The sequence below is a fragment of the Pseudomonas sp. BP11-1-1 genome (assembly GCF_052112105.1).
Classification (GTDB): Bacteria; Pseudomonadota; Gammaproteobacteria; order Pseudomonadales; family Pseudomonadaceae; genus Aquipseudomonas; species Aquipseudomonas alvandae.
In genome coordinates this window covers 139,183-161,268 of the sequence record NZ_JAUTYU010000001.1, presented here as the reverse complement: position 1 = coordinate 161,268, position 22,086 = coordinate 139,183, and the positions used below count along the sequence as shown (strand labels likewise).

The following is a 22,086-nucleotide window of genomic DNA, read 5'->3' as shown; positions in this document are numbered from 1 at the left end:
CTTAATAACCGTTCTTCTCCAATAGTTGCACCACACTGCCGGTTTCGGGACGCTTGAAGTACTTGAGCAACTCACTGGAGCGGTTGGTGAAAATGCCATCTACGCCGGCATCCATCACTTTCTTGAAGTCCACCGGTTCATCCACGGTGTAGACATGTACCAGCAGACCCTGGTCATGGGTGTACTGGTTCATCCACGGTTTCACCAGGTCCGAATAGCTCTGGCTGCCACCATGGGTCAGTGCCGCTGAAGGTCCGGTGCCGATGGCGCCGTGGGCCTTGGCGTACTGGATCCATTGCTCGAACTCGGCCTTGTCCTTGGGCTCCTGTCTGGCGTAGTAGGCGGCCTTGTCGGTTTCGCCGGACTCGGCGAATGTCACTTTTGATTTAGGCTCGATGTTGCCTTCACCCACCCACAGCAGCAGGATTTTCGGCACCTTGGGCATTTCCTGATGAAGCAGTTCCAAGCTGCTCTTCTCGAACGTTTGCAAGACCACTTTGCCTTTGCCCTGGCCCACGCCGGTGGCGCGTTTGGCCAGCTTGGACCCGGACGGACTCAGCCAGCCACGGTCCTGCAATTTGTCCTTGAGGTCACGTTCGATGCCGGGAAACAGCTTGGGCTCCTTAGTCTCGATGTACAGCCCTGGTTTCTGCTGGGGGTTGCCCTCGGCGATGTTGATCACCTCGTCCAGCGTCAGGATCTTCAAGCCCACAAAGGAAGGCCGAGCACGGTCCGGATAAGCCGCGTTGAACCAACTGCCGGCGTCCAGCGTCTTGAGTTCGGCCATGGTGAACGCGTTGGCGCTGCTGTCGTTGCGCTCGGGAAACTTGGTCGCGACATCGGTGGTGCGCAGCAGGTTGTCGTCATGCAAGACGAACAGGACGCCGTCCTTGCTGCGTTGCAGGTCGAGCTCCAGGTAATCCGCTCCCAGGTCCCTCGCCAGCTTGTAGGCTGCGGCGGTCGATTCCGGGGCGTCGAACGAGGCGCCGCGATGGGCGATGACCGCTGGATGGGGAATCCCCTGCTGGGTTGCCAGGGCCTTCGGACTTGGCGTTTCGAGGGCGTGTGCCTGGCCGAGGCCGAGCAACAGGCCGAGCATCAGGGCGCTACGGGTAAAGGTGACAGGCATGCTCGAGATCCTTTCGTGGTTTCTGTAAAACCTCTCTTTTAACAATTGAACGCTGCGGACGCTATCGCCATACCGACATTGACCTGCGTAAAGCAGATTTTCCCACGCACTTTCCAACCACTTTGCAGTACCCTTGGTCGCACCAGTTTCCCCGGTAGAGGGAAACCTGAACGTCATTCGCTTGCCCTGCGTGTAAACCATCGATCAGACGTCCCACGGGACGCATCCATGAGGTTTACCATGCGCATCACTTCGACACTCATCTGCCAGGCCGCCGACCAGCTAAAAGGTTTTGTCGGCCTGAACCGCAAGACCGGCCGATACATCGTGCGTTTCAGCGAAGACGCTTTTGGCATGGACGTCGCCGATGACGGCATCATCCCCACCAGCGAATTTGCCTGGGCCCCGGCGGCAGACGGCACCATGGCGCTCAAGCGCGAGCGAATCCAGTTGCTGTTGGACCAGAACGTCGACGACCGGATCAACCTCACCGAGCCGCTGCGTGTGTACATGGCCCGCAGCGATCTGCCGGAAATTGTTGCGGTGCGGCAGTTGGTCGAAGGCTGAAAACCTGGATCTGTGAACACCAAAGATTCAATGTGGGAGCGGGCTTGCTCGCGAAGACGTAGGCACATTCAACATCGCTGCAGCTGACCCACCGCTTTCGCGAGCAAGCCCGCTCCCACAGGTTCTGTGGCCTGGCATCAAGTTTGGCGTTGGAAGGCATAGTCTCGTTCGACCTTGCACACCCTCGTCTGGAACTCGGCATACCAGGTTGATCGGCCACGTTCACGGATCGCGACGTGTTCGGGGTGATGCTTCCAGGCCAGGATGGCTGCTTCATCGTTCCAATAGGAAACAGTGATCCCCAGGCCGTCGTCGCCACGGGCCGATTCGACGCCCAGGAATCCGGGCTGCTCCCGGGCAAGGGCGAGCATGCGCTCGGCGGCTTCGGCGTAGCCTTGGTCCCCCTCGGTACGCAGGGAGGTGAAAATCACGGCGTAATAATGGGCGGCGCTCATGGCGTTTTCCTCGCGCAGGCTTCGACAAAAGCGCTGACCAGTGGCGGCACGCGGCCTTCCAGTGCGGCGCGTTCTGGCTGGAACAATGTTGCGACAAAGAAAGGATGATCGCGCAGTTCCACGGCTCGCAGGTCGCCGGCCGAATCCCTCGCAACGGCGTGCAGGCGCTGACTCAGCAAGTCTTTTTCAAAATCTGGATTAACCCCGAATCGGCAATGGTAGCCCTCGAACGCGGTCTGTCGGCCATAAGCCTTGGCAATCAGCGAGCCCGCATCGAGCTGAAGGCTGTCGATGGTCTCGACCAAGGCACAGCTCAGCGGCGTCAATAATGCCCGTTCAGCTTTCGGGGTCCTTTCGCCATGGACGGCGTCAACCCAGCCCATCACGTTGCGGGCATATTCCAGCACGGCATGCTGAAAGCCGCCGCAGGTGCCGAGGAAAGGCCGACGTTGTTCGCGGGCAAAACGAATGGCTCGCAAGGCGCCTTCTTCATTTTGGTAGGGGCTGCCGGGGACGCACCAGACACCATCGAAGTCATTCAACAACGTATCGTCGACAAGCCCGTTGGTGGCCAGCCACTGGAAGCGAATGTCGTGGCCCGTATGCCTGCCGGCCAGTTCAAGTGCGAGGGGGATCGCTCGGTGAGCGGTGATTTGCGGGTCATAATCGCCGACCAGGGCGATGTTGAGGGGGTGCTGTTTTTCCATGGGTGGCTCGCCGCTTGTTGATTCCTGGTTGCCACTATAGATTGGCGTTCACGCAATCAATATTGGCGTTTACCCAAGTGATCAATGCAGCTGCGCACTATCGTCTGGACTATCCCGACCTGTCCCTGATCCTCGCGCTGGTCCGTGGCGGCTCTCTGGCACGGGCGGCTCGACTGCTGGCGGTGGATGTCTCCACCGTCTTTCGCTCGGTGCGTCGTTTGGAGGCCGCCCTCGGCCAGCCCTTGTTCGATAAAAGTCGTTCGGGTTACTTGCCCACGAGCCTGGCCCAGGCGTTGGCCGAACAAGCCGAACGGGCAGAGCAAGCCTTGGAGGCGGCGCGGGTGGGCGTGGAGCAGGGCGGTGAAGTTATCAGCGGGACGGTGCGCCTGACCTGCAGTGACTCAGTCCTGCAAGCGTTGTTGTTGCCGGCACTTGCGCGTTTCATGCCGGCTTATCCGGCGTTGAGCCTTGAACTGAGCACTTCCAACGACTTTGCTAACCTGAGCCGCCGCGATGCCGACGTTGCGTTGCGATTGACCCGTACACCGCCGGAGCATCTGGTCGGTCGAAACCTGGGCAGTGTGGCTTACCGGATATGTGCCGGGGCCGAGTATCTGCGCTCGACGAATACCCAGGCGCTGGCTTCCATGACGTGGATCGCGCCGGACGATTTCCTGCCCGATCACCCCACCGTGGCCTGGCGTCGTCAACATCTACCCGGCGTGGTGCCCGCCTATCGCTGTAACAGTATGCTCTCGGTCACCGAGCTGGTGCGGGCCGGCCTGGGGGTTGCGGCGCTGCCGGACTTTCTGATCGATGAAGGCAAGGGCCTGATGCCTTTGGGCGAACCGCTGGAGGGTTACGACACGGCGCTGTGGCTGCTGACCCGTCCGGACTGCCGGGCCTTGCGTTCGGTGGTGACCTTGTTCGACGAGTTGGGGCGCAATCTGCGCTGGCGCTGATATTCAGGTCTCGTAGCGACTCAGGAACATATCGAGCGCCGACTCGATCACCCGGGTCTGCTCCTCCTGAGTCAGGCTCGGTTGGCCCATTGAAACCTGCGGCCAGAACGCGAACGTCTTGAGCAGCCCATGCATCTGTTGGGCGGCGAAGGCTGGCTCAACGGGCTTCAACCGACCATCGGCCTGGGCCTGGCGAATCCAGGCCGTTAGGCCTTCTTCGCGTTCACCCATGCGCGACACCATGTCTTGTGCTCGCTCCGGGGAGTGAATCGTCGCCGCGATGGCAATGCGTGCCAGGTCGAGGAAATTCTCGTCCGCCAGCAGCTGCAGTTTGGCTTGCAACAGCGTTTGCAATTGCTTCCGTAGTGGCGCCTGAGAGCGGTAGGGCATGTCTTGTTCCGCAGTGATGCTGTTCCATAACCGATTCAGGATTTCGGCAAACAGTTCTTCCTTGCTCGGGAAATGGTTGTACACCGTGCGTTTGGATACGCCGGCAGTCGCCGCGATCCTGTCCATGCTGGTGACCTCGAAACCGCTGCTACGGAATTCAGCAATCGCGGCTTGGAGGATGGCTTCGCGTTTTCGCTCGGTGAGGCGTTGCGGTGCGGTCATGGGCATTCGTCGGTCGAAGGAGAGAATTTACACTCGGCAGTTTACTTGGCTGGAGGATTCATGCAATGTAGAAACTACACCGAGTGGTGTAGTTTTCTGAATCAAGCGGCTGAGCGTGTACGTAGCGGCCATCCAGCGTCCACAACGGCGAAGCGCAACAGCGCTGACGCCCTTGGAGTTATCGCATCATGACCATTTCTTCTCCGGATAACCCTGCATCGCGACATGAACAGGGCAAGTATCGCAATCATGCCTTCACACCGCGCGAAGGCTTTGGCACCACCCTGCGCATCATCTGGAACATGATCTTCCACAAGCCGCACTCCACCCGTCCTGCGGGTGCCATCGACGTTCGACCGTTGACACGTGCCGCGTTGCTGGCCGCGCCGAACCACAGCGTCTTCCGCCTGGGCCATTCCACCGTGCTGCTCAAGCTGCGGGATAAATTCTGGCTCACAGACCCCGTTTTCTCCGAGCGCGCCTCACCTGTGCAATGGGCCGGCCCCAAGCGTTTTCACCAACCGCCCATCAGCCTGGAAGAATTGCCGCCCATCGAAGCGGTGATCCTTTCCCATGATCATTACGACCACCTCGACCATCAGGCCATTCTCAAGCTGGCGACCAAGACCCGCCACTTCCTGGCGCCCCTGGGCGTAGGCGACACCCTGATCAAATGGGGTGTCGACGCCAGCAAGGTGCGCCAGTTGGACTGGTGGCAGGGCACCGAGGTTGACGGCATCGAATTCATAGCCACGCCCTCCCAGCATTTTTCCGGACGCGGCCTGTTCGACAGCAACAGCACCCTGTGGGCCTCGTGGGTCATGATCGACGGCGCCACACGAATCTTCTTCAGCGGCGACACCGGTTACTTTGACGGTTTCAAGCGCATCGGCGAACGATACGGCCCGTTCGATCTGACGCTGATGGAAACCGGCGCCTATAACGTCGATTGGCCTCATGTCCACATGCAGCCGGAGCAAACCTTGCGGGCCCATATCGATCTCAAGGGCCGTTGGCTGTTGCCAATCCACAACGGCACGTTCGACCTGGCGATGCATGCCTGGTATGAACCCTTCGATCGAATCCTGGCCCTGGCCTGGGAACGCAACGTCTGCATCACCACGCCCCAAATGGGCGAAGCTTTCACACTGACGCAGCCGCAATCTGGCCGCGCCTGGTGGCTGGACGTGGAATCCTCGACGTATCAAGACCAAGCTGGGATCGCCTAGAACCTGCGCGGTAGGTTTTACTCGATCATCGCGTAATCGGGCCGCCCCATCGGGTCTGGCGTCGCGCCCTTGATGTTCATGCCGCGCCCCGGTGCGAAGCCGGGGAAGAACACCAGGCCCTCGGCTTCCAGGCGAAACGCCAGGGCCAGGCGGGTCACGTCGAGCAAGTCGCCACCGGCTTCGAAGCGCCGGATAGCCTTGACCGACACGCCGGACTGCCGGGACAGCTCCTCGACACTCCAGCCCAACATGGCGCGGGCCTGTGCACTGTGGGCGGGGGTGAATTGATAGACAGCGATGCGTTCCAGGGTGGTTTTGATTGCGAGAGAGGCCATGAGCAGCTCCAAAGCGGCGGATTATAAATACTGTGTTTTTGTACAGTTGTTTTGAGGCCGCTTCAATCTCATTTTTTTGATCAACGACCAGCGGTCATCTCCAACCAGGTGCTCGGAGCATGGCCGAGCGTGCGGCGAAACATGGTGGAAAATGCCGCTGGGCTGTCATAGCCCAAGTCCAGGGCGATGCGCGTCACCGAGTCCCCGTCAGCCAGGCGAGGCAGCGCCGCCATCACGCACGCCTGTTGACGCCATTGACTGAAACTCAGGCCAGTGTGCCGACTGAACAGCCGATTGAACGTGCGTAAGCTGATGTGCAACTGCGCCGCCCATTTCACAGGCGAGGCATGGGCGTCAGGGTGTGTCAGGAACGCCTGGCATAGTTCGAGCAGTTGAGGATCCCGTGGCATGGGAAGGTGCAGCGGCAAATGGGCACTGCGAAGCAGTTCATGCAATAGCAGGCCTATCAGCGCACCGTCCCGTCCAGCCTCGTCGTATTCCGGCGCAAGCTCGACGGCTTCCATCAACAACTGACGCATCAAGGGCGACACGCTGATGACTTGGCAGCGCGAATCCATGGCCGTTACCGTGGCCGGTTCGATGTAGAGACTGCGCGTACTCACGCCCAGCATCAGTACTTCATGATCAATCCCCGGCGGAATCCACACCGCCCGTTGCGGTGGCACCACCCAGTTGCCATCCGCCGTGCAGACCTGCATCACCCCGGTGGCGCCGTAGAGTAACTGCGCGCGGCGATGGCGATGCAACGGCAACATTTGGCCGTGGGCGTAGTCGGTGCCGATGGCAACGACGGCCCTGGGTGTCGCATCCAATAGATCGATAGAGCTGTTGCGCATCGATGGGCTACTCGCAAATTGGCGTAAACGCGAACATTGTTGGCTTATTTGCTGCGGCGAGCCAAGCTTGGCGTTCTTATCGTAGGCGTCTCCCCATTTCACGGATTCGCCGCGATGTTCTATGTATTGCTTGCCTGTTTTGGCTGCCTGAGTGGTGTGACGGCCGTGTTGTTCGGCTTCGGCGGCGGCTTCGTCGTGGTGCCCTTGCTATACCGCATGCTCACCGCCAGCCACGGTACCGACGACCCAATCGGCCAATCGGCGATGCACATTGCCGTGGCCACCTCGACCTGCGTGATGATCGTCAACGCGCTGATCGCCACCGTGAAGCATCACCGCGCCGGTAATCTTATTTGTCATTATGTATGGCCGTTGGGCGGCTTCATTGGCCTGGGCGCTATCATCGGAGCCGTTGTCGCGATGTGGTCGAACAGCGAAGTCATTCGCTATGCCTTTATCGTTTACCTGGGCGTGACCATTCTGGACTGCTTGTTCCGACGCGGTTTTCTGACACAGTCTGACGCTGCAGTCCCACGGAGATTGAGCAGCACAGAGGTCTCGGCAGGCGGGATCAGCATCGGTGTCATTGCCACTTTTCTGGGCGTGGGTGGCAGCGTCATGACGGTGCCCTTGCTGCGCCGTTGCGGGCTGAACATGTCCCGCGCGACGTCCATGGCCAACCCGTTGAGTTTGCCGGTTGCGGTGGCCGGGACGTTGACTTACATGCTCATGGCTGGGTTTACCGAGTTTGATTTGGGGGCTTGGTTTGTTGGGTACGTCGACTTGATGGCCTTCGCTGTGCTGACACTTGGCGCGCTGCTGGGTATCCGTCTGGCAACGCCATGGATCGGACGGATACCGGATAGGCTTCACGCCTGGGTCTATATTGGATTGTTGGTCGTTGTGATGCTGGGCATATCGATAAGATAAAATCTCCGTGCAGCGTTGCTCCATGTCTTGTTGAAGGAGAGTGGCATGTCGATATCCGACAGTGATTGGAAGCGTTACAACGAGCTCAGCGAGCTGGCGTTGGAACGCTTCTGCCAAGGCGTTCTTTCGGATGCCCAGACAGTGGCTCAGAACGAAGCTCTATCCGCTCACGCTCGATATCGCACGCTCTACCGGCTCATGCGAGATCGTGACAAGAGCTTGGCGATGGCGTTCAACGTAGGTCGACGTCGAGACATTTCCTTATCGTTGAGATAGCTGATTGCGTACGACCTGTTGAGCGATCAGGAATTGACGATTCTGAATGAGGAGCTTCGTGAAAGAGTTTCCGACGCTGTTCGCCAACCGTTCGAGATTGAATGGGCCGACGACGCCTAGCGTCTCTCATATTTTCCGAGAGTTTAAATGCTGATCTTCAACTGCACCGAAGCGGCCAGTAATTTTTTCAGCCGCGTGAGCAAAGGTAAGAAAGTCACCCCGATAGAGAAACCGCCATCCCCTGTTATCGAGGACGATGAGCTGGGTGAGCTCGACGAGCAATGGCTGGTTCATGTAATCACTGTGCAGCGCAAACACGTGTTGTTCGTCATCCACGTGCGAACCCGTTATTGCATGATTTTCGCCGGTGCTAAAAAAGCGGAAATTGAAGGTTTTGTTCACCGGTTTTCCGAACGATGGATCAATGGCTTGATGCGTCACGCGGGGCAGCATGATCTTCTTCGCTGGGTCGATGATGAAGCGATGATGGAGCGCTTCCAGGAAAGTTGTCGTGATTACATCTTTTATAAACGTGGCCATCGTGGTGCGCAAAAGCACCTCAACGAGATTTCCTGGATTTTTGAGGACTGCGCTGCCGAATGGGGCACGTTACCCTCTGATGAGTCTCTGCAGGTCGCTTCGACGGCAATATGAATGACACCCCGAGAAGCAGTAAGGGACATAAGGACTATTACTACCCGGACGAAGAAATGATCGTCCATTGGTTGCGGCGTTATGGTGGCTTGGATGAGCCTGCCGCCCAGGCAGCACGTGAGCGGCACATCGAAGTGAAACGAGAGATGCGGTCGTTCGAGCGGCAACTTGCCCAAGAAGCGCAATGAAGGAGGCGTAGCGCTACGGCTAGCCAAGGCGAAATCAGTTATCGGTTAGCCCCGGCGCCTCCCGAATAATAAAGTGATCCAGGTTCTCGATATTGGCACTGAACACCCCGAACGTTTCTTCGGGGTTCTTTTTGCTCGGTACTTGTTTGAACTCCGGCGTCACGCCATAAAAGAAGCAATACAACGGCGCATCACTGTCGATGGCGTGCTTGATCTCAGCCAGGAACGCTTTGCGCTTGCGGTAGTTATCGATCAGCTTTTTGCTCAGGTAAACGTTGACCGAGTAAGGTTTTTTCTTCGCCTCGTCCGGTTGCTTGAACCAGACCTTTGCTTCGAAATCGATGCGAAAGCTCAGCGTGTAATCCTTGATTTCCTTGATCTTGCCCCAGTAAATCAAGCCCCTGTTGTCCTGCAAATACTCGATCTTCTTGAAGAACAATCCATAGGGCGCCGTGTGCTCGCCAATCTTCAGCGGCATGCGCTTGAGCAGATCCTTGTCCGCGAAGTTCGAGACGAAACACTCCACTGGGTGGGCGAAGACGCTGGTTTTGTCCGGTGTCGAGTCCTGGGCGGAATGAGCGTTATCACCATGGGACGATAGGGTGGGCGACGTAGGCCGAGTCGCTGCCTCAACGTCCTTCGACGGATCGGACGGCTTGCGCACGTACTGACGCCGAGTCAGTAACAACTCCGACGGAAAATGCTCCTCGCGGTCGTCATCTGCCTCAACGCTTTGCGCATCAAGCCCTGGCGTTTTTGGACTGACATAAGGGCAGCCTTCGATATGCTGGGTCGTCGGCTGATTCTTGAAATGCGGCGTGCGGATGTAATTGACGTTCTTGGCATTGAACGTCGTCAGCCGATTCCCCTCATCAAACGCCGCCCGACAGGCATCGTTGGGGCACTGAAAGCGCTCCTTGGCCGAATCGAAGGCCATGGTCTCGTCGAAATTCAGGTCCCGAACGTCATAGATCGAAAGCTTGGCATCGAGGCTGAGGCAATAGGCGGTATCGAATTTCATCGGGGCTCGGGTCCGTGAGAGGAAGTGTATTAATACCGAAGGGCAGGGCGGGATGCACCCGAAGTTTCAACGCATCACAAACCCCGTGGGAGTGAGCTTGCTCGCGATTCCCAGAACCAACCTGGCCATCAAGCCCGCCGCCCGCCTGCGCCCTGACATCGACCCGTGGCGAGGGAGCTTGCTCCCGCTGGGCTGCGGAGCAGCCCTCGTTCTGCAGCTCCAGGTCCAATTAGTCGGTATTAGAATGCCGATTATCTGCCGCGTTCCGCCTTTAATCGGAATTATATTGCTGGTAGAGAGGCTTTTGGCGAGACTAACCGGCATCATAGTTCCGGTTGATTTAAAAATGTCCGAACAACTCACCATCCAGACTTACGTTGAAGGCCACTGGCGCGACGCTGTGGTCTTCAGCGTGTCGAACGCTCAGAAGGTTGAGGAGTCGCGATGCAGCGTATCCTACGACCAAGATTACTTGGTTCACTTCATTCATAAGCTAGATACCGCATTTGAACACGCCCTCAGCGTAAATCTTCCGCTGAGCTGGAATGCTGTCGATGGTAAAGGCTATCCCCCATTCGTCTACGACATCATACCGGCCGGAGCTGCTCGGAAATCGTTGCAGAAGAGATTTGGTGAGGAAAAGCCAGACGGCATGGACATGAGTTTTTTCCTCCTGAGTCGCTGCACACCTTCTCCCATTGGGCACTTGAGGGTGAAGGAGTCTTTCGAGCAGATCGACCAGACTCGCAAAGAGGCCTTTGCACGCAAAGAAATCGTAGACAGAACAAATGACTTCCTCGAATACGCCTATGAATCTGGCGCTGCGCTGGGCGGTGCTACGGGCGCTCAGGGGGAAGCTCCAAAGCTGATTATGGTTGAGGATGGGGATGGCGCGCTTTATGCCGATGCGATGCTTTCTGACGAACTTGCGCGTCGTCATTGGTTGGTGAAGTTTGCTCGCAACCAAGCGACTGAGCGCGACAAGAACATCCTGCGGGCCGAGTACCACTATTACAAAGCGATCTCCCGACTCGGTTTGAAGACGATATCTACAGATGGACTGGTGCTTGAGGAAGCCGATAAGCCAAGCCTGTGGATGCCGCGCTTTGATCGGCGAGTCGCCAACGACATGGTGGAGAGGATTCCGGTCGAGTCGATTTATTCAGTGTGTGAGAACACCGAGCCTGGTTCGAGAATGAATCATGAGGATGTACTCAGTCGCCTGATTCACCTGTGGCGCACGAATGGGCAGGAAGGTGAGCTTGAGGAACTGGTATTTGAATACCTTCGCCGTGACCTGCTGAACCGTATCCTGGGAAATTCGGACAACCATGGGCGCAACACGGCCATCTTCAGATATCGGGACAAATTCGAACTGGCGCCGATCTATGACCTTGCACCAATGGTACTCGATCCGGAAGGTGTCACTCGGGTAACCAAATGGAAGGCTGAGCGTATGGGAAGTCCAGACTGGAAAGCGGTCTGCAGTGACTTCCAGGACTTGGTCAGCCCTGACGTGCTTTTCGAGCGTCTGCTTGGAGCCGCCGAGATATTCAGGGCTTTACCGGATCTGCTGGTTGATCTTCCAGAGGAAGTGAGGCGCGCTCAGTCTATTCCGCTGAACAATTTGGATAAGCGCCTGGCTGAATGGGGGCTGCGATGAAAGAGAACATCAACGAACGGCGCAGGGAGCTCATTGACGACATCGTCATGCAACATGTGACGGGGATCGAAACCCTGGGAACCGCTATTCGCCGTCTACGGCTTGAGGTGACCGGCCTGGATCAGGAAACCTTTGCTCTCATGTGCAACATGTCGACCAAGGCCCTGTACCAGATCGAGAAGGACAAGGGCAATCCAACCCTTAGCACCATCGAAGCCATCTTGAGAAAGTTCGGGCTGCGCCTGGGGCTGACGAAGTCTGCCACGACCCTTTACACGCCGCCGCCCAAGCCGCAAAAAACGACTCCCCAAATGCCCATTCGCGGTGCTAATCCTAAACGCAAAACCGCAGCACAGCTCGGTACGAAGGCCAAGGATGGCGACAAGGGCGCGGCCGGGTAGGTGGAGAAATGTTCAGAGCAGAGACTTGGAGCGCCAGCTTGAACCTATCGAGCGCTCAAGCTTGGGTCAGTTGAATCCGTGGAGACGGTGCATGAGTGAACAGGTGGAAGTAACCTTGCGCGAAGCAAAGTCCCAGCTCTTACAACTGGGTGCGCGTGCATGGCAGGGCGACAGGGTGGTGATCACCAAGGCCGGCAAGCCTTATCTGGAACTGCTGCCTCATGTCGCTACACCGCAGGCGCGCAAGCCTGGTCGATTGAAGGGGAATATTCGGATGCTGGCGGATTTCGACCGCACTCCGGAGGACGTCATCAAGGGGTTTGAGGGCTAGCTCTGAGTTCAGGCGAATCTTCTTGATCTGAGAGTTCAGCAGATACCTCAGCCATGCAGGCCTCGTCGAACTCTCGCATGGTGGCCTCGTCGATAGCGCCTACTTTCAGCAACGCTTCGGCCGAGCTGTGAATCGACTCGAAGGCCTCACTTCTTATTTTTTTCGTCATTACATATCTCCATAAATTCTTTTCTATCAACAGACGCTGAAGTTCTCAGAGCCTACACCCGTGGCGAGGGAGCTTGCTCCCGCTGGGCTGCGCAGCAGCCCTCATTCCATATGACCAACAAAAAACGTCGCTCGAACACGGACGACGGCCTCTGATTGAATCTCAAGACCCTCGCAAAATCCGAGAAGCTTTCCGCCACCAGGATTCGTGCTGCCCAAACGGATCATCCACCAGCACCGCTGGCATATCCCGCAAACGAATCCATGGCTCATCCTGCCAGTGCAGCATGCAGAGCGACATCTTCGGCCAATCCAACACGCTCAACGTAGGCCGTTCCACCTTATGCGAGTAGCGCTCATCCCGCAGGGTTGGTACCACCTGATGCGTGATCCACTCACGCAGCAACCGATACTCAGGGCAGTAGTGATAAACCAGCAGCGCATAAACGCCTGACTCGCTCAGCATCAGACGCTCTTCGGTCAAGCCATGGACATGCACGAGCATCATCCGGCGCTGGTCAGGGTCAAGCTTGCGGGTCATGCGCTCGTCGAGGTGCTTGCTCATCAAACGCCCCAAATCGGAGGCGCTGAACCAAGCCTGGTTTTCAAGCAGAAGGGCATGAAAATTAACGTTATGACGGGTAAAAACCGCCGGAGTGTAAGCGTCAGGCATGACGGTTCTCCGAGACATACGGAGAGCAGAGCTGCGTTCTTGTGGGCATAACTACCTCTACGTTTGAAAGTTAGTGGCGCGAGCCCGACGTAGAGGATGTAAGAAAAATCCCAACTGGCTATTTCCCCACACAGAATTGCACGTGTCCTCGGACAGTACGCGATTCCATGTTCGGCGATTAGCTACTACGTTGGGCGTTTCTTAGGCACCTGCGACTAAGATAGGTAACGAGGCGATACGGGGTCAATACGGAAAAAATCTGAGTTTGTTGTAGGGCAGAGGTGGTATGCCTGCCTGAAGTTAAACGCGGTTTGGGCCCCTGTAGAAATGCAAAAACCCCGTTTTCACGGGGTTTTAGTTACGCATGCAGCCTAGGATCTGTCTTTCGAATCAATCCCAGCTCAAAGCCCCACCCGTCTGATACTCAATCACCCGAGTCTCAAAGAAATTCTTCTCTTTCTTCAAGTCCATGATCTCGCTCATCCAAGGGAACGGGTTGGTCGTCCCTGGGTACTCTTCCTTCAAGCCAATCTGCGACAAGCGACGGTTAGCGATGAACTTGAGGTAGTCCTCCATCATCGCCGCGTTCATCCCCAATACACCGCGAGGCATGGTGTCGCGGGCGTATTCGATTTCCAGTTGGGTCCCTTGCAGGATCATCTGGGTCGCTTCTTCCTTCATCTCGGCATCCCATAAGTGTGGGTTTTCGATTTTGATCTGGTTGATCACATCGATACCGAAGTTCAGGTGCATGGATTCGTCGCGCAGGATGTACTGGAACTGCTCGGCGACGCCGGTCATTTTGTTGCGGCGGCCCATGGAGAGGATCTGGGTGAAGCCGCAGTAGAAGAAGATGCCTTCCAGGACGCAGTAGTAAGCGATCAGGTTGCGCAGCAGCTCTTTGTCGGTGTCCGGGGTGCCGGTTTCGAACTTCGGATCGGAGATCGAACGGGTGTATTTCAGGCCCCAGGCGGCTTTTTTCGCGACCGATGGGATCTCGTGGTACATGTTGAAGATTTCGCCTTCATCCATGGCCAGCGATTCGATGCAGTACTGGTAGGCGTGGGTGTGGATCGCCTCTTCGAACGCCTGGCGCAGGATGTACTGGCGGCACTCCGGGTTGGTGATCAGGCGGTACACGGCCAGGACCAGGTTGTTGGCAACCAGGGAGTCGGCGGTGGAGAAGAAGCCCAGGTTGCGCATCACGATGCGGCGTTCGTCGTCGGTCAGGCCTTCCGGGTTTTTCCAGAGGGCGATGTCGGCGGTCATGTTGACTTCTTGCGGCATCCAGTGGTTTGCGCAGCCGTCCAGGTACTTCTGCCAGGCCCAGTCGTATTTGAATGGCACGAGCTGGTTGAGGTCGGCGCGGCAGTTGATCATGCGCTTTTCATCGACGGCGACACGGGCGGAGGCGCCTTCGAGTTCGGCGAGGCCTTCGGCGACGTCGAGTTTGTCGAGGGCGGCCTTGGCGCGAATGATCGCGGCCGAGTCGCTGGCCGTCACGGCCCGGGCTTCGAGGGCGGCGGCACCGCCGGCGCTGTCGAGGCGGTCCATGTTGGCTTCAGAAGCGTGGCCGGCGTTGGCGCCTTTTACAGCGACTTCGCCACTGTCTTCTTTGTCGAATTCGTCCCAGCTCAGCATGACGTGTCGTCTCCTGCGTGAGGGCCAGATGCCCGATGAAGGCCTACTGGCCGCGGTGGATCTTGAAAAATCGTTTGTTGCAGCAGCTGACGCAGGCAATAAACAGAAAAATGTACGGGTCATTCCGGAGCAGCGGTGAACGCGAGGAGGCGATGGGCCCCTGCGTGGGCTCCAGGCTGGCGTGATCCCCTGTAAGGGAATATTGCAGGCCCATTTAAGGCGGCATTATAAGGACTTTTTTGCCTACGTGGTGCGGCGAAATAGCTCACAGAAGGGGCGGCGGGGGGTATATCCGCGTGGGAGCGAGGGTTTACAAGGCTTTGGCCGTTGAAGATTTTTTTTGCAGGGTGCGGATCGCGGTTTTTTTTGATCAAAAAACCAGCGTTTTTTGCGGTTTTGCACTACATGTTGTGTTTGTGAAGGGTTTTCGGCGGTTCCAGACACAACCTGGCCCGACCGAAATCGGGCCATGGAAGTTGCCAGTAATGATCAGTCGGTACGCGCCGAATCGGCATGGTCGCGGTCATCGGTGGCGACAGTCGCGGTGCGTGTGCGGTCGTGATCGTCGGTGGCGATCGTGGCGGAGTCCGTCAGGTCCTGGCGCTTGATTGCGGCGGCGGAACCGGTGCGATCGAAGCCGTCGGCGGCGAAGGTGCTGGCAGCCAGTACGGACAGGGTCAGGGTGAGGATCAGTCTGCTTTTCATGAGGGTTGGTCCTGGTTCGATTAGGTTGATCAGCCGTTGGAGCAACCGTTGCCCATGACGCTGTAGCGCAGGATGTGGCGTTGGCCCTTGGAGTCGTCGTATTCCATCTTCGCCGGGACCACTTCGCAGACATTCGGGATGTCGCTCATATAGATAACTTTGGCGATGTCCAGGTGGGTGGAGTAGGTGTACTCCTCGATTGCCGGTTTTTGCTGTGCAACATCCGTCGGGGTCTCATCCGCCATCGCGGTGGCGCACAGGCTGCCGAGGACCAGAACCCATAGAGCTTTCATCTGTATTTCACCTTTTTTGAGGTCGAGTGGGGTCACGCAACCTTTTTGGGGTTGCGTGTGGAGCAAGTGTTGGAAGTTGGATCAACGGCCTTCGTGGGGGCTGTGTTGCGTCAATCGTGTTTGCCGGTTGGCGAGGTGGATTTTAGAAGGAGGGGGTGGGGGTAAACAGACTCGGTTTTGATAAACACTGTTGGTTGATCTGGTAATAATCGGCGGAGGGGCTAGGGGCTAGGGGCTGCCTGCTATATCTATGTGGGATTTACCGCCGCCTTCGCGAGCAAGCTCGCTCCCACATGAAGATATCTTCAGGTGGCTTTGCGGGTTAGTACCGACATTTTGTAGGGACTTGTTACTACCATCGTCGAATGGTTCTATAGGCCCGCCCCAAGCTACAACGGAACCATACAAAAACAACTATTGTCACCGAGGTAAGAAAGATGAGTGCGGCTTCTGTGTATCCCGTTCGTCCCGAGGTTGCGGCCAACACGCTGACTGACGAGGCGACCTACAAGGCCATGTACCAGCAGTCGGTCGTCAACCCCGATGGCTTCTGGCGCGAGCAGGCCAAGCGCCTCGATTGGATCAAGCCTTTCACCACGGTGAAGCAGACTTCTTTCGACGATCACCATGTCGACATCAAGTGGTTTGCCGACGGCACCTTGAACGTTTCCTACAACTGCCTCGACCGTCACCTGGCCGAGCGCGGCGATCAAATTGCGATTATCTGGGAGGGCGATGACCCATCCGAGAGCCGCAACATCACCTATCGCGAGCTGCATGAAGAAGTCTGCAAGTTCGCCAACGCCCTGCGCGGCCAGGACGTGCATCGCGGCGACGTGGTGACGATCTACATGCCGATGATCCCCGAGGCCGTGGTCGCGATGCTGGCCTGTACCCGCATCGGTGCGATTCACTCTGTGGTGTTCGGTGGTTTCTCCCCTGAAGCCTTGGCCGGTCGGATCATCGACTGCAAATCCAAAGTGGTGATCACTGCTGACGAAGGCATTCGCGCCGGCAAGAAGATCCCGCTCAAGGCCAACGTCGATGACGCGCTGACCAACCCGGAAACCAGCAGCATCCAGAAGGTCATCGTGTGCAAGCGCACGGCGGGCAACATCAAGTGGAACCAGCACCGCGACATCTGGTACGAAGACCTGATGAAGGTGGCCGGTACCGTTTGCGCGCCGAAGGAAATGGGCGCCGAAGAAGCGCTGTTCATCCTCTACACCTCCGGTTCCACCGGCAAGCCCAAGGGCGTGCAGCACACCACTGCCGGTTACTTGCTGTACGCGGCGCTGACCCATGAGCGTGTGTTCGACTACAAGCCGGGCGAGGTCTACTGGTGCACCGCCGACGTGGGTTGGGTCACCGGTCACAGCTACATCGTCTACGGCCCGTTGGCCAATGGCGCGACCACGCTGCTGTTCGAAGGCGTGCCGAACTACCCGGACATCACCCGCGTGGCCAAGGTTGTCGACAAGCATAAGGTCAGCATCCTCTACACCGCGCCGACCGCGATCCGCGCGATGATGGCCTCGGGCACTGCCGCTGTCGAAGGCGCCGACGGCAGCAGCCTGCGCCTGCTGGGTTCGGTGGGTGAGCCGATCAACCCGGAAGCCTGGGACTGGTACTACAAGAATGTCGGCAAGGAGCGTTGCCCGATCGTCGATACCTGGTGGCAGACCGAGACCGGTGGCGTGTTGATCAGCCCGCTGCCAGGCGCCACGGCGTTGAAACCGGGTTCCGCAACCCGCCCATTCTTCGGTGTAGTGCCGGCGCTGGTGGACAACCTCGGCAACCTGATCGAAGGCGCCGCCGAAGGCAACCTGGTGATCCTCGACTCGTGGCCGGGCCAGGCGCGTACGCTGTACGGCGACCATGACCGTTTTGTCGACACCTACTTCAAGACCTTCAGTGGCATGTACTTCACGGGTGACGGTGCCCGTCGCGACGAGGACGGCTACTACTGGATCACCGGTCGAGTGGACGATGTGCTCAACGTGTCCGGCCACCGCATGGGTACGGCCGAGATCGAAAGCGCGATGGTTGCCCACCCGAAAGTCGCCGAAGCGGCGGTGGTGGGCGTGCCGCACGACATCAAGGGGCAGGGCATCTATGTCTACGTCACCCTCAATGCCGGCGAAGAAACCAGCGAAGCCTTGCGCCTGGAATTGAAGAACTGGGTGCGCAAGGAGATCGGTCCGATTGCTTCGCCGGACGTGATCCAGTGGGCACCGGGGCTGCCGAAAACCCGCTCCGGCAAGATCATGCGCCGCATCCTGCGCAAGATCGCTACCGCGGAATACGACGGGTTGGGTGATATCTCCACCCTGGCCGACCCGGGTGTGGTGGCGCACCTGATCGAGACGCACAAGACCATGAACGTTGCCTGACGGTCGCGTGTAACACTGAAAAGCCCCGCCCGGTATTTGCCGGGTGGGGCTTTTTTATGGTCGCTCGTACGCGCTATGTGAGCCGGGAGTGGGAGTGCCTTTGTGGCGAGGGAGCTTGCTCCCGCTCGGCTGCGCAGCAGTCGTAAACCGATAAATGCGATATGCCTGAACAAACGCGGTGCCTGGCTTTTGGGGCTGCTTCGCAGCCCAGCGGGAGCAAGCTCCCTCGCCACAGGGGCTGGCGTTTGGCTGACAGGTGGGTGAATAAATATCGGCGTTCAATGTAGGACGCGTCTGAACGTTACCGGTGTTTCGAAATGTGTAACCAAAGGCGCCACAACGGGGCGATGTGAAACGCCAAGCCCCGTTGCAGGGCGTTTTCAAGCGTTTCGAAAAACAAGCCGACACGCTGTGCTTGCCGGATTAGAAGGGTTTGCGAATAATGGGCCCGCTATTTGCAGCGATGATTGGTTCCCTTTCTGTTGCTCTTGCATGAATTTTCGAGACTGTCAATGTGCTCGAACAGCTTTCTCGGTGCTTCTGTAATTTGTTGTCGCATTGAAGAAATATCGACTTCGGGCCTGTCGTTAGAATGCCGATCACTCGCTCGTCGTGACCTGCGTTGACTAAAATGCGCGCTTGTCGGACGCAGCACTAAAGTTCGTTTCACCCATTCGCATATTGGGCTGTTGCTCACTCTGCCGTTTTTGCCCTTTACCGATGGAGTCCCAAGATGAAGAAACTTGTGCTGCTTGGCGCCCTGGCACTGTCCGTGCTGTCCCTGCCAACCTTCGCTGACGAGAAGCCCCTGAAGATCGGTATCGAAGCGGCTTACCCTCCGTTTGCCTCCAAGGCTCCGGATGGCAGTATCGTCGGTTTCGACTACGACATCGGCAACGCGCTGTGCGAAGAGATGAAGGTCAAGTGCGTGTGGGTCGAGCAAGAGTTCGATGGCCTGATCCCGGCGCTGAAGGTGCGCAAGATCGACGCGATCCTGTCGTCCATGTCGATCACTGAAGATCGCAAGAAGTCCGTGGACTTCACCAACAAGTACTACAACACCCCGGCCCGTCTGGTGATGAAGGCTGGCACCCAGGTCAGCGACAGCCTGGCCGAGCTCAAGGGCAAGAACATTGGCGTGCAGCGCGGTTCGATCCACGAGCGTTTCGCTCGTGAAGTCCTGGCCCCGCTGGGTGCCGAGATCAAGCCGTACGGCTCGCAGAACGAAATCTACCTGGACGTCTCCGCCGGCCGCCTCGACGGCACCGTGGCAGACGCTACGCTGTTGGATGACGGTTTCCTCAAGACCGACGCCGGCAAGGGCTTTGCGTTCGTCGGCCCGGCCTTCACCGACGAGAAATACTTCGGCGACGGCATCGGCATCGCGGTTCGCAAGGGTGATGCGCTGAAAGGCAAAATCAACGACGCAATCACTGCCATTCGGGCGAGCGGCAAGTACAAGCAAATCCAGGACAAATACTTCGCCTTCGATATCTACGGCAAGTAACCACGTCTCGCCACTCGTGCGAAATGGCGCAAGCAACAGGATCTCTGCGGTTTGCGCCATTTTTTCATCCCACTTTCGAGGACCTGAATCATGTTGAAAGGCTACGGGGCTGTCATCCTCGATGGCGCATGGTTGACGCTTCAGCTCGCCTTGTCGTCCATGGCCCTGGCCATCGTCCTGGGGCTGATCGGTGTTGCCTTGCGCCTCTCGCCGGTGCGTTGGCTGGCGTGGCTGGGCGACCTGTATTCAACGGTCATCCGCGGCATTCCCGACCTGGTGCTGATCCTGCTGATTTTCTACGGCGGCCAGGACCTGCTCAACCGCGTCGCGCCGATGCTTGGCTATGACGACTACATCGACCTGAACCCGCTGGCGGCCGGTATCGGTACCCTGGGCTTCATTTTCGGCGCCTACCTGTCGGAAACCTTTCGCGGTGCTTTCATGGCGATCCCCAAGGGGCAGGCCGAGGCGGGCATGGCGTACGGCATGAACGGCTTCCAGGTGTTCTTCCGGGTGCTGGTGCCGCAGATGATTCGCCTGGCGATCCCGGGCTTCACCAACAACTGGCTGGTGTTGACCAAGGCCACCGCGTTGATTTCCGTGGTGGGCCTTCAAGACATGATGTTCAAGGCCAAGCAGGCGGCGGATGCCACTCGCGAGCCTTTCACCTTCTTCCTCGCAGTGGCGGCGATGTACCTGGTGATCACCAGCGTCTCGTTGCTGGCGTTGCGTCACCTTGAGAAGCGCTACTCGGTAGGCGTAAGGGCGGCTGATCTATGATCTTCGACTACAACGTCATCTATGACGCCTTGCCGCTGTACTTCAGTGGCTTGCTGACCACCCTCAAATTGTTGGCTTTGTCGCTGTTCTTCGGCCTGTTGGCGGCGCTGCCCCTGGGGCTGATGCGGGTGTCGAAGCAGCCGATCGTCAACATGACGGCCTGGCTCTACACCTATGTGATCCGCGGCACGCCGATGCTGGTGCAGCTGTTCCTGATCTACTACGGGCTTGCGCAGTTCGCCATCGTGCGCGAGAGCTTCCTCTGGCCATGGCTGTCCAGCGCAACGTTCTGCGCCTGCCTGGCGTTCGCCATCAACACCAGCGCCTACACCGCTGAAATCATCGCCGGCAGCCTGCGGGCCACGCCCAATGGCGAGATCGAAGCTGCCAAGGCCATGGGCATGTCGCGCTACAAGCTGTATCGCCGGATCCTGTTGCCGTCGGCCCTGCGCCGGGCGCTGCCGCAGTACAGTAACGAAGTGATCATGATGTTGCAGACCACCAGTCTCGCGTCCATCGTGACCCTGATCGACATTACCGGTGCCGCGCGCACGGTGAACGCGCAGTATTACTTGCCGTTCGAGGCCTATATCACCGCCGGTGTGTTCTACCTGTGCCTGACCTTCATCCTGGTGCGCCTGTTCAAGCTGGCCGAGCGCCGCTGGCTGGGTTACCTGGCGCCGCGCAAGCACTGATAACGCGTCGATCCGATCGACTGCTCAACGACTGACGTTTTGTGAGAACCGACCGCATGTATAAGCTTGAAGTCCAAGACCTGCATAAACGCTATGGCAGTCACGAAGTGCTCAAGGGCGTGTCACTGAAAGCCGCGGCTGGCGATGTGATCAGCATCATCGGCTCCAGTGGCTCCGGCAAGAGTACTTTCCTGCGTTGCATCAACCTGCTTGAGCAACCCCACGCTGGCAAGATCCTGCTCAACAACGAAGAGTTGAAACTGGTTGCCGGCAAGGACGGCGCGATGAAGGCTTCGGACCCCAAGCAACTGCAGCGCATGCGTTCGCGGTTGTCGATGGTGTTCCAGCATTTCAACCTGTGGTCCCACATGACTGCGCTGGAAAACATCATCGAAGCGCCGGTCCATGTGCTGGGCGTGCCCAAGGCCGAGGCCCGCGAGAAGGCCGAGCATTACTTGAACAAGGTCGGCGTGGCCCATCGCAAGGATGCCTACCCAGGCCACATGTCCGGCGGCGAGCAGCAACGCGTGGCGATCGCCCGTGCGCTGGCAATGGAGCCTGAGGTAATGCTGTTCGATGAGCCGACCTCGGCGCTGGACCCGGAGCTGGTGGGCGACGTGCTCAAGGTGATGCAGGCCCTGGCCCTGGAAGGCCGGACCATGGTGGTGGTGACCCACGAAATGGGCTTTGCCCGTGAAGTGTCGAACCAGTTGGTGTTCTTGCACAAAGGCATCGTCGAAGAAAGTGGCAACCCGCGCGAAGTGCTGGTCAATCCGCAATCGGAGCGCCTGCAGCAATTCCTGTCGGGCAGCCTCAAGTAATCGCTCCCGTTACGCACCTGATTTGGGTCATGCTGCGCACCGCGCGCCAGATGGTCTAATTTGGTTGCAGCCGCTTTTGGCTTTAACACTGTT

The 22,086-nt window shown here is 58.1% G+C and carries 24 protein-coding genes and 1 pseudogene; 13 read left to right on the top strand and 12 right to left on the bottom strand.

Annotation, left to right across the window (positions count from 1 at the left end):
- Position 1 precedes the first annotated feature (1 nt).
- Positions 2–1,129, bottom strand: a complete 1,128-nt coding sequence (locus Q7C33_RS00755) for a glycerophosphodiester phosphodiesterase (RefSeq protein WP_407682673.1) — start codon at positions 1,127–1,129, stop codon at positions 2–4.
- A 240-nt stretch (positions 1,130–1,369) separates the two neighbouring features.
- On the opposite strand from Q7C33_RS00755, the gene Q7C33_RS00750 reads away from it, so the two are divergent.
- Positions 1,370–1,696, top strand: coding sequence for a DUF2025 family protein (locus tag Q7C33_RS00750; RefSeq protein ID WP_181288567.1), 327 nt, complete (start codon positions 1,370–1,372; stop codon positions 1,694–1,696).
- A 137-nt stretch (positions 1,697–1,833) separates the two neighbouring features.
- Here Q7C33_RS00750 and Q7C33_RS00745 read toward each other — a convergent pair whose 3' ends face one another.
- Both Q7C33_RS00745 and Q7C33_RS00740 read right to left on the bottom strand, forming a co-directional pair.
- Positions 1,834–2,151, bottom strand: coding sequence for an antibiotic biosynthesis monooxygenase family protein (locus tag Q7C33_RS00745; RefSeq protein ID WP_407682672.1), 318 nt, complete (start codon positions 2,149–2,151; stop codon positions 1,834–1,836).
- Entirely contained in the window at positions 2,148–2,858 is a 711-nt protein-coding gene (locus Q7C33_RS00740) for a CTP synthase C-terminal region-related (seleno)protein (protein WP_407682671.1), read from the bottom strand. The genes Q7C33_RS00745 and Q7C33_RS00740 overlap by 4 nt, the downstream gene beginning before the upstream one ends.
- A 14-nt stretch (positions 2,859–2,872) precedes the next feature.
- Here Q7C33_RS00740 and Q7C33_RS00735 point away from each other — a divergent pair, with 14 nt between their 5' ends.
- Positions 2,873–3,820 carry a LysR family transcriptional regulator gene (locus tag Q7C33_RS00735; RefSeq protein ID WP_323154888.1) on the top strand — a complete coding sequence of 316 codons (948 nt, stop codon included), beginning with the start codon at positions 2,873–2,875 and terminating at the stop codon, positions 3,818–3,820.
- 3 nt (positions 3,821–3,823) lie between these two features.
- On the opposite strand, the gene Q7C33_RS00730 is transcribed toward Q7C33_RS00735, so the two are convergent.
- A complete protein-coding gene (locus Q7C33_RS00730; RefSeq protein WP_407682670.1) occupies positions 3,824–4,432 on the bottom strand; it encodes a TetR/AcrR family transcriptional regulator in 609 nt (202 codons plus the stop codon).
- Positions 4,433–4,620: 188 nt separating this feature from the next.
- Here Q7C33_RS00730 and Q7C33_RS00725 point away from each other — a divergent pair, with 188 nt between their 5' ends.
- Positions 4,621–5,661 (top strand): MBL fold metallo-hydrolase, encoded by a 1,041-nt coding sequence (locus tag Q7C33_RS00725; RefSeq protein WP_030142476.1) that lies wholly within the window; start codon positions 4,621–4,623, stop codon positions 5,659–5,661.
- A gap of 17 nt (positions 5,662–5,678) precedes the next feature.
- Here Q7C33_RS00725 and Q7C33_RS00720 read toward each other — a convergent pair whose 3' ends face one another.
- Together Q7C33_RS00720 and Q7C33_RS00715 are read right to left on the bottom strand one after the other, a co-directional pair.
- Positions 5,679–5,996 (bottom strand): helix-turn-helix domain-containing protein, encoded by a 318-nt coding sequence (locus Q7C33_RS00720; RefSeq protein ID WP_198797924.1) that lies wholly within the window; start codon positions 5,994–5,996, stop codon positions 5,679–5,681.
- An 80-nt stretch (positions 5,997–6,076) separates the two neighbouring features.
- Complete coding sequence (locus Q7C33_RS00715; RefSeq protein ID WP_407682669.1) at positions 6,077–6,853, bottom strand: AraC family transcriptional regulator; 777 nt, start codon at positions 6,851–6,853, stop codon at positions 6,077–6,079.
- Positions 6,854–6,967: 114 nt separating this feature from the next.
- Here Q7C33_RS00715 and Q7C33_RS00710 point away from each other — a divergent pair, with 114 nt between their 5' ends.
- Together Q7C33_RS00710 and Q7C33_RS00705 are read left to right on the top strand one after the other, a co-directional pair.
- Positions 6,968–7,783, top strand: coding sequence for a sulfite exporter TauE/SafE family protein (locus Q7C33_RS00710; RefSeq protein WP_198797922.1), 816 nt, complete (start codon positions 6,968–6,970; stop codon positions 7,781–7,783).
- Positions 7,784–8,206: 423 nt separating this feature from the next.
- A pseudogene (locus tag Q7C33_RS00705) lies at positions 8,207–8,901 on the top strand (DUF6933 domain-containing protein).
- Positions 8,902–8,935: 34 nt separating this feature from the next.
- Here the strand turns inward: Q7C33_RS00705 and Q7C33_RS00700 are convergent.
- Positions 8,936–9,922, bottom strand: coding sequence for a hypothetical protein (locus tag Q7C33_RS00700; RefSeq protein ID WP_323154886.1), 987 nt, complete (start codon positions 9,920–9,922; stop codon positions 8,936–8,938).
- A gap of 346 nt (positions 9,923–10,268) precedes the next feature.
- Between Q7C33_RS00700 and Q7C33_RS00695 the strand changes: the two genes are divergently transcribed.
- The 3 genes from Q7C33_RS00695 (at position 10,269) to Q7C33_RS00685 (ending at position 12,317) form a co-directional block, all read left to right on the top strand.
- Positions 10,269–11,585 carry a type II toxin-antitoxin system HipA family toxin gene (locus Q7C33_RS00695; protein WP_407682848.1) on the top strand — a complete coding sequence of 439 codons (1,317 nt, stop codon included), beginning with the start codon at positions 10,269–10,271 and terminating at the stop codon, positions 11,583–11,585.
- Positions 11,582–11,986: a helix-turn-helix domain-containing protein gene (locus Q7C33_RS00690; RefSeq protein ID WP_225936094.1), complete on the top strand. Its 405-nt coding sequence runs from the start codon at positions 11,582–11,584 to the stop codon at positions 11,984–11,986. The genes Q7C33_RS00695 and Q7C33_RS00690 overlap by 4 nt, the downstream gene beginning before the upstream one ends.
- A 91-nt stretch (positions 11,987–12,077) precedes the next feature.
- A complete protein-coding gene (locus Q7C33_RS00685; protein ID WP_198797917.1) occupies positions 12,078–12,317 on the top strand; it encodes a type II toxin-antitoxin system Phd/YefM family antitoxin in 240 nt (79 codons plus the stop codon).
- Here Q7C33_RS00685 and Q7C33_RS00680 read toward each other — a convergent pair.
- The 5 genes from Q7C33_RS00680 to Q7C33_RS00660 form a co-directional block, all read right to left on the bottom strand.
- Positions 12,298–12,486: a DNA-binding protein gene (locus Q7C33_RS00680; RefSeq protein WP_217861406.1), complete on the bottom strand. Its 189-nt coding sequence runs from the start codon at positions 12,484–12,486 to the stop codon at positions 12,298–12,300. The genes Q7C33_RS00685 and Q7C33_RS00680 overlap by 20 nt on opposite strands.
- A 162-nt stretch (positions 12,487–12,648) precedes the next feature.
- Entirely contained in the window at positions 12,649–13,158 is a 510-nt protein-coding gene (locus Q7C33_RS00675) for a BRO-N domain-containing protein (protein ID WP_407682668.1), read from the bottom strand.
- 390 nt (positions 13,159–13,548) lie between these two features.
- Positions 13,549–14,799, bottom strand: a complete 1,251-nt coding sequence (locus Q7C33_RS00670) for a ribonucleotide-diphosphate reductase subunit beta (RefSeq protein WP_030142465.1) — start codon at positions 14,797–14,799, stop codon at positions 13,549–13,551.
- A gap of 489 nt (positions 14,800–15,288) precedes the next feature.
- A complete protein-coding gene (locus Q7C33_RS00665; RefSeq protein WP_030142464.1) occupies positions 15,289–15,504 on the bottom strand; it encodes a hypothetical protein in 216 nt (71 codons plus the stop codon).
- Between the two features lie 29 nt (positions 15,505–15,533).
- Positions 15,534–15,797: a DUF2790 domain-containing protein gene (locus Q7C33_RS00660; RefSeq protein WP_264427413.1), complete on the bottom strand. Its 264-nt coding sequence runs from the start codon at positions 15,795–15,797 to the stop codon at positions 15,534–15,536.
- Between the two features lie 437 nt (positions 15,798–16,234).
- On the opposite strand from Q7C33_RS00660, the gene acs reads away from it, so the two are divergent.
- From acs to Q7C33_RS00635, 5 genes are all read left to right on the top strand, one after another.
- Positions 16,235–18,190, top strand: a complete 1,956-nt coding sequence (gene acs, locus Q7C33_RS00655) for an acetate--CoA ligase (protein ID WP_030142462.1) — start codon at positions 16,235–16,237, stop codon at positions 18,188–18,190.
- A gap of 733 nt (positions 18,191–18,923) precedes the next feature.
- Positions 18,924–19,697, top strand: a complete 774-nt coding sequence (locus Q7C33_RS00650) for an ABC transporter substrate-binding protein (RefSeq protein WP_030142461.1) — start codon at positions 18,924–18,926, stop codon at positions 19,695–19,697.
- Between the two features lie 90 nt (positions 19,698–19,787).
- Positions 19,788–20,477 carry an ABC transporter permease gene (locus Q7C33_RS00645; RefSeq protein ID WP_003178836.1) on the top strand — a complete coding sequence of 230 codons (690 nt, stop codon included), beginning with the start codon at positions 19,788–19,790 and terminating at the stop codon, positions 20,475–20,477.
- Positions 20,474–21,172: an ABC transporter permease gene (locus Q7C33_RS00640; protein WP_258649557.1), complete on the top strand. Its 699-nt coding sequence runs from the start codon at positions 20,474–20,476 to the stop codon at positions 21,170–21,172. The genes Q7C33_RS00645 and Q7C33_RS00640 overlap by 4 nt, the downstream gene beginning before the upstream one ends.
- Before the next feature lie 56 nt (positions 21,173–21,228).
- On the top strand, positions 21,229–21,993 hold the full coding sequence (locus Q7C33_RS00635; RefSeq protein WP_030142459.1) for an ABC transporter ATP-binding protein: 765 nt from the start codon (positions 21,229–21,231) through the stop codon (positions 21,991–21,993).
- Positions 21,994–22,086 lie beyond the last annotated feature (93 nt).

Bases quoted from the DNA above. Each gene is read 5' to 3' on its own strand.
- Q7C33_RS00680 (WP_217861406.1), bottom strand. From the start codon at position 12,486: ATGACGAAAAAAATAAGAAGTGAGGCCTTCGAGTCGATTCACAGCTCG.
- Q7C33_RS00670 (WP_030142465.1), bottom strand. From the start codon at position 14,799: ATGCTGAGCTGGGACGAATTCGACAAAGAAGACAGTGGCGAAGTCGCT.
- Q7C33_RS00740 (WP_407682671.1), bottom strand. From the start codon at position 2,858: ATGGAAAAACAGCACCCCCTCAACATCGCCCTGGTCGGCGATTATGAC.
- Q7C33_RS00645 (WP_003178836.1), top strand. From the start codon at position 19,788: ATGTTGAAAGGCTACGGGGCTGTCATCCTCGATGGCGCATGGTTGACG.
- Q7C33_RS00755 (WP_407682673.1), bottom strand. From the start codon at position 1,129: ATGCCTGTCACCTTTACCCGTAGCGCCCTGATGCTCGGCCTGTTGCTC.
- Q7C33_RS00710 (WP_198797922.1), top strand. From the start codon at position 6,968: ATGTTCTATGTATTGCTTGCCTGTTTTGGCTGCCTGAGTGGTGTGACG.
- Q7C33_RS00690 (WP_225936094.1), top strand. From the start codon at position 11,582: ATGAAAGAGAACATCAACGAACGGCGCAGGGAGCTCATTGACGACATC.
- Q7C33_RS00675 (WP_407682668.1), bottom strand. From the start codon at position 13,158: ATGCCTGACGCTTACACTCCGGCGGTTTTTACCCGTCATAACGTTAAT.
- Q7C33_RS00660 (WP_264427413.1), bottom strand. From the start codon at position 15,797: ATGAAAGCTCTATGGGTTCTGGTCCTCGGCAGCCTGTGCGCCACCGCG.
- Q7C33_RS00725 (WP_030142476.1), top strand. From the start codon at position 4,621: ATGACCATTTCTTCTCCGGATAACCCTGCATCGCGACATGAACAGGGC.
- Q7C33_RS00715 (WP_407682669.1), bottom strand. From the start codon at position 6,853: ATGCGCAACAGCTCTATCGATCTATTGGATGCGACACCCAGGGCCGTC.
- Q7C33_RS00720 (WP_198797924.1), bottom strand. From the start codon at position 5,996: ATGGCCTCTCTCGCAATCAAAACCACCCTGGAACGCATCGCTGTCTAT.
- Q7C33_RS00750 (WP_181288567.1), top strand. From the start codon at position 1,370: ATGCGCATCACTTCGACACTCATCTGCCAGGCCGCCGACCAGCTAAAA.
- Q7C33_RS00745 (WP_407682672.1), bottom strand. From the start codon at position 2,151: ATGAGCGCCGCCCATTATTACGCCGTGATTTTCACCTCCCTGCGTACC.
- Q7C33_RS00700 (WP_323154886.1), bottom strand. From the start codon at position 9,922: ATGAAATTCGATACCGCCTATTGCCTCAGCCTCGATGCCAAGCTTTCG.
- Q7C33_RS00695 (WP_407682848.1), top strand. From the start codon at position 10,269: ATGTCCGAACAACTCACCATCCAGACTTACGTTGAAGGCCACTGGCGC.
- Q7C33_RS00685 (WP_198797917.1), top strand. From the start codon at position 12,078: ATGAGTGAACAGGTGGAAGTAACCTTGCGCGAAGCAAAGTCCCAGCTC.
- Q7C33_RS00635 (WP_030142459.1), top strand. From the start codon at position 21,229: ATGTATAAGCTTGAAGTCCAAGACCTGCATAAACGCTATGGCAGTCAC.
- Q7C33_RS00640 (WP_258649557.1), top strand. From the start codon at position 20,474: ATGATCTTCGACTACAACGTCATCTATGACGCCTTGCCGCTGTACTTC.
- Q7C33_RS00650 (WP_030142461.1), top strand. From the start codon at position 18,924: ATGAAGAAACTTGTGCTGCTTGGCGCCCTGGCACTGTCCGTGCTGTCC.
- Q7C33_RS00665 (WP_030142464.1), bottom strand. From the start codon at position 15,504: ATGAAAAGCAGACTGATCCTCACCCTGACCCTGTCCGTACTGGCTGCC.
- acs (WP_030142462.1), top strand. From the start codon at position 16,235: ATGAGTGCGGCTTCTGTGTATCCCGTTCGTCCCGAGGTTGCGGCCAAC.
- Q7C33_RS00730 (WP_407682670.1), bottom strand. From the start codon at position 4,432: ATGACCGCACCGCAACGCCTCACCGAGCGAAAACGCGAAGCCATCCTC.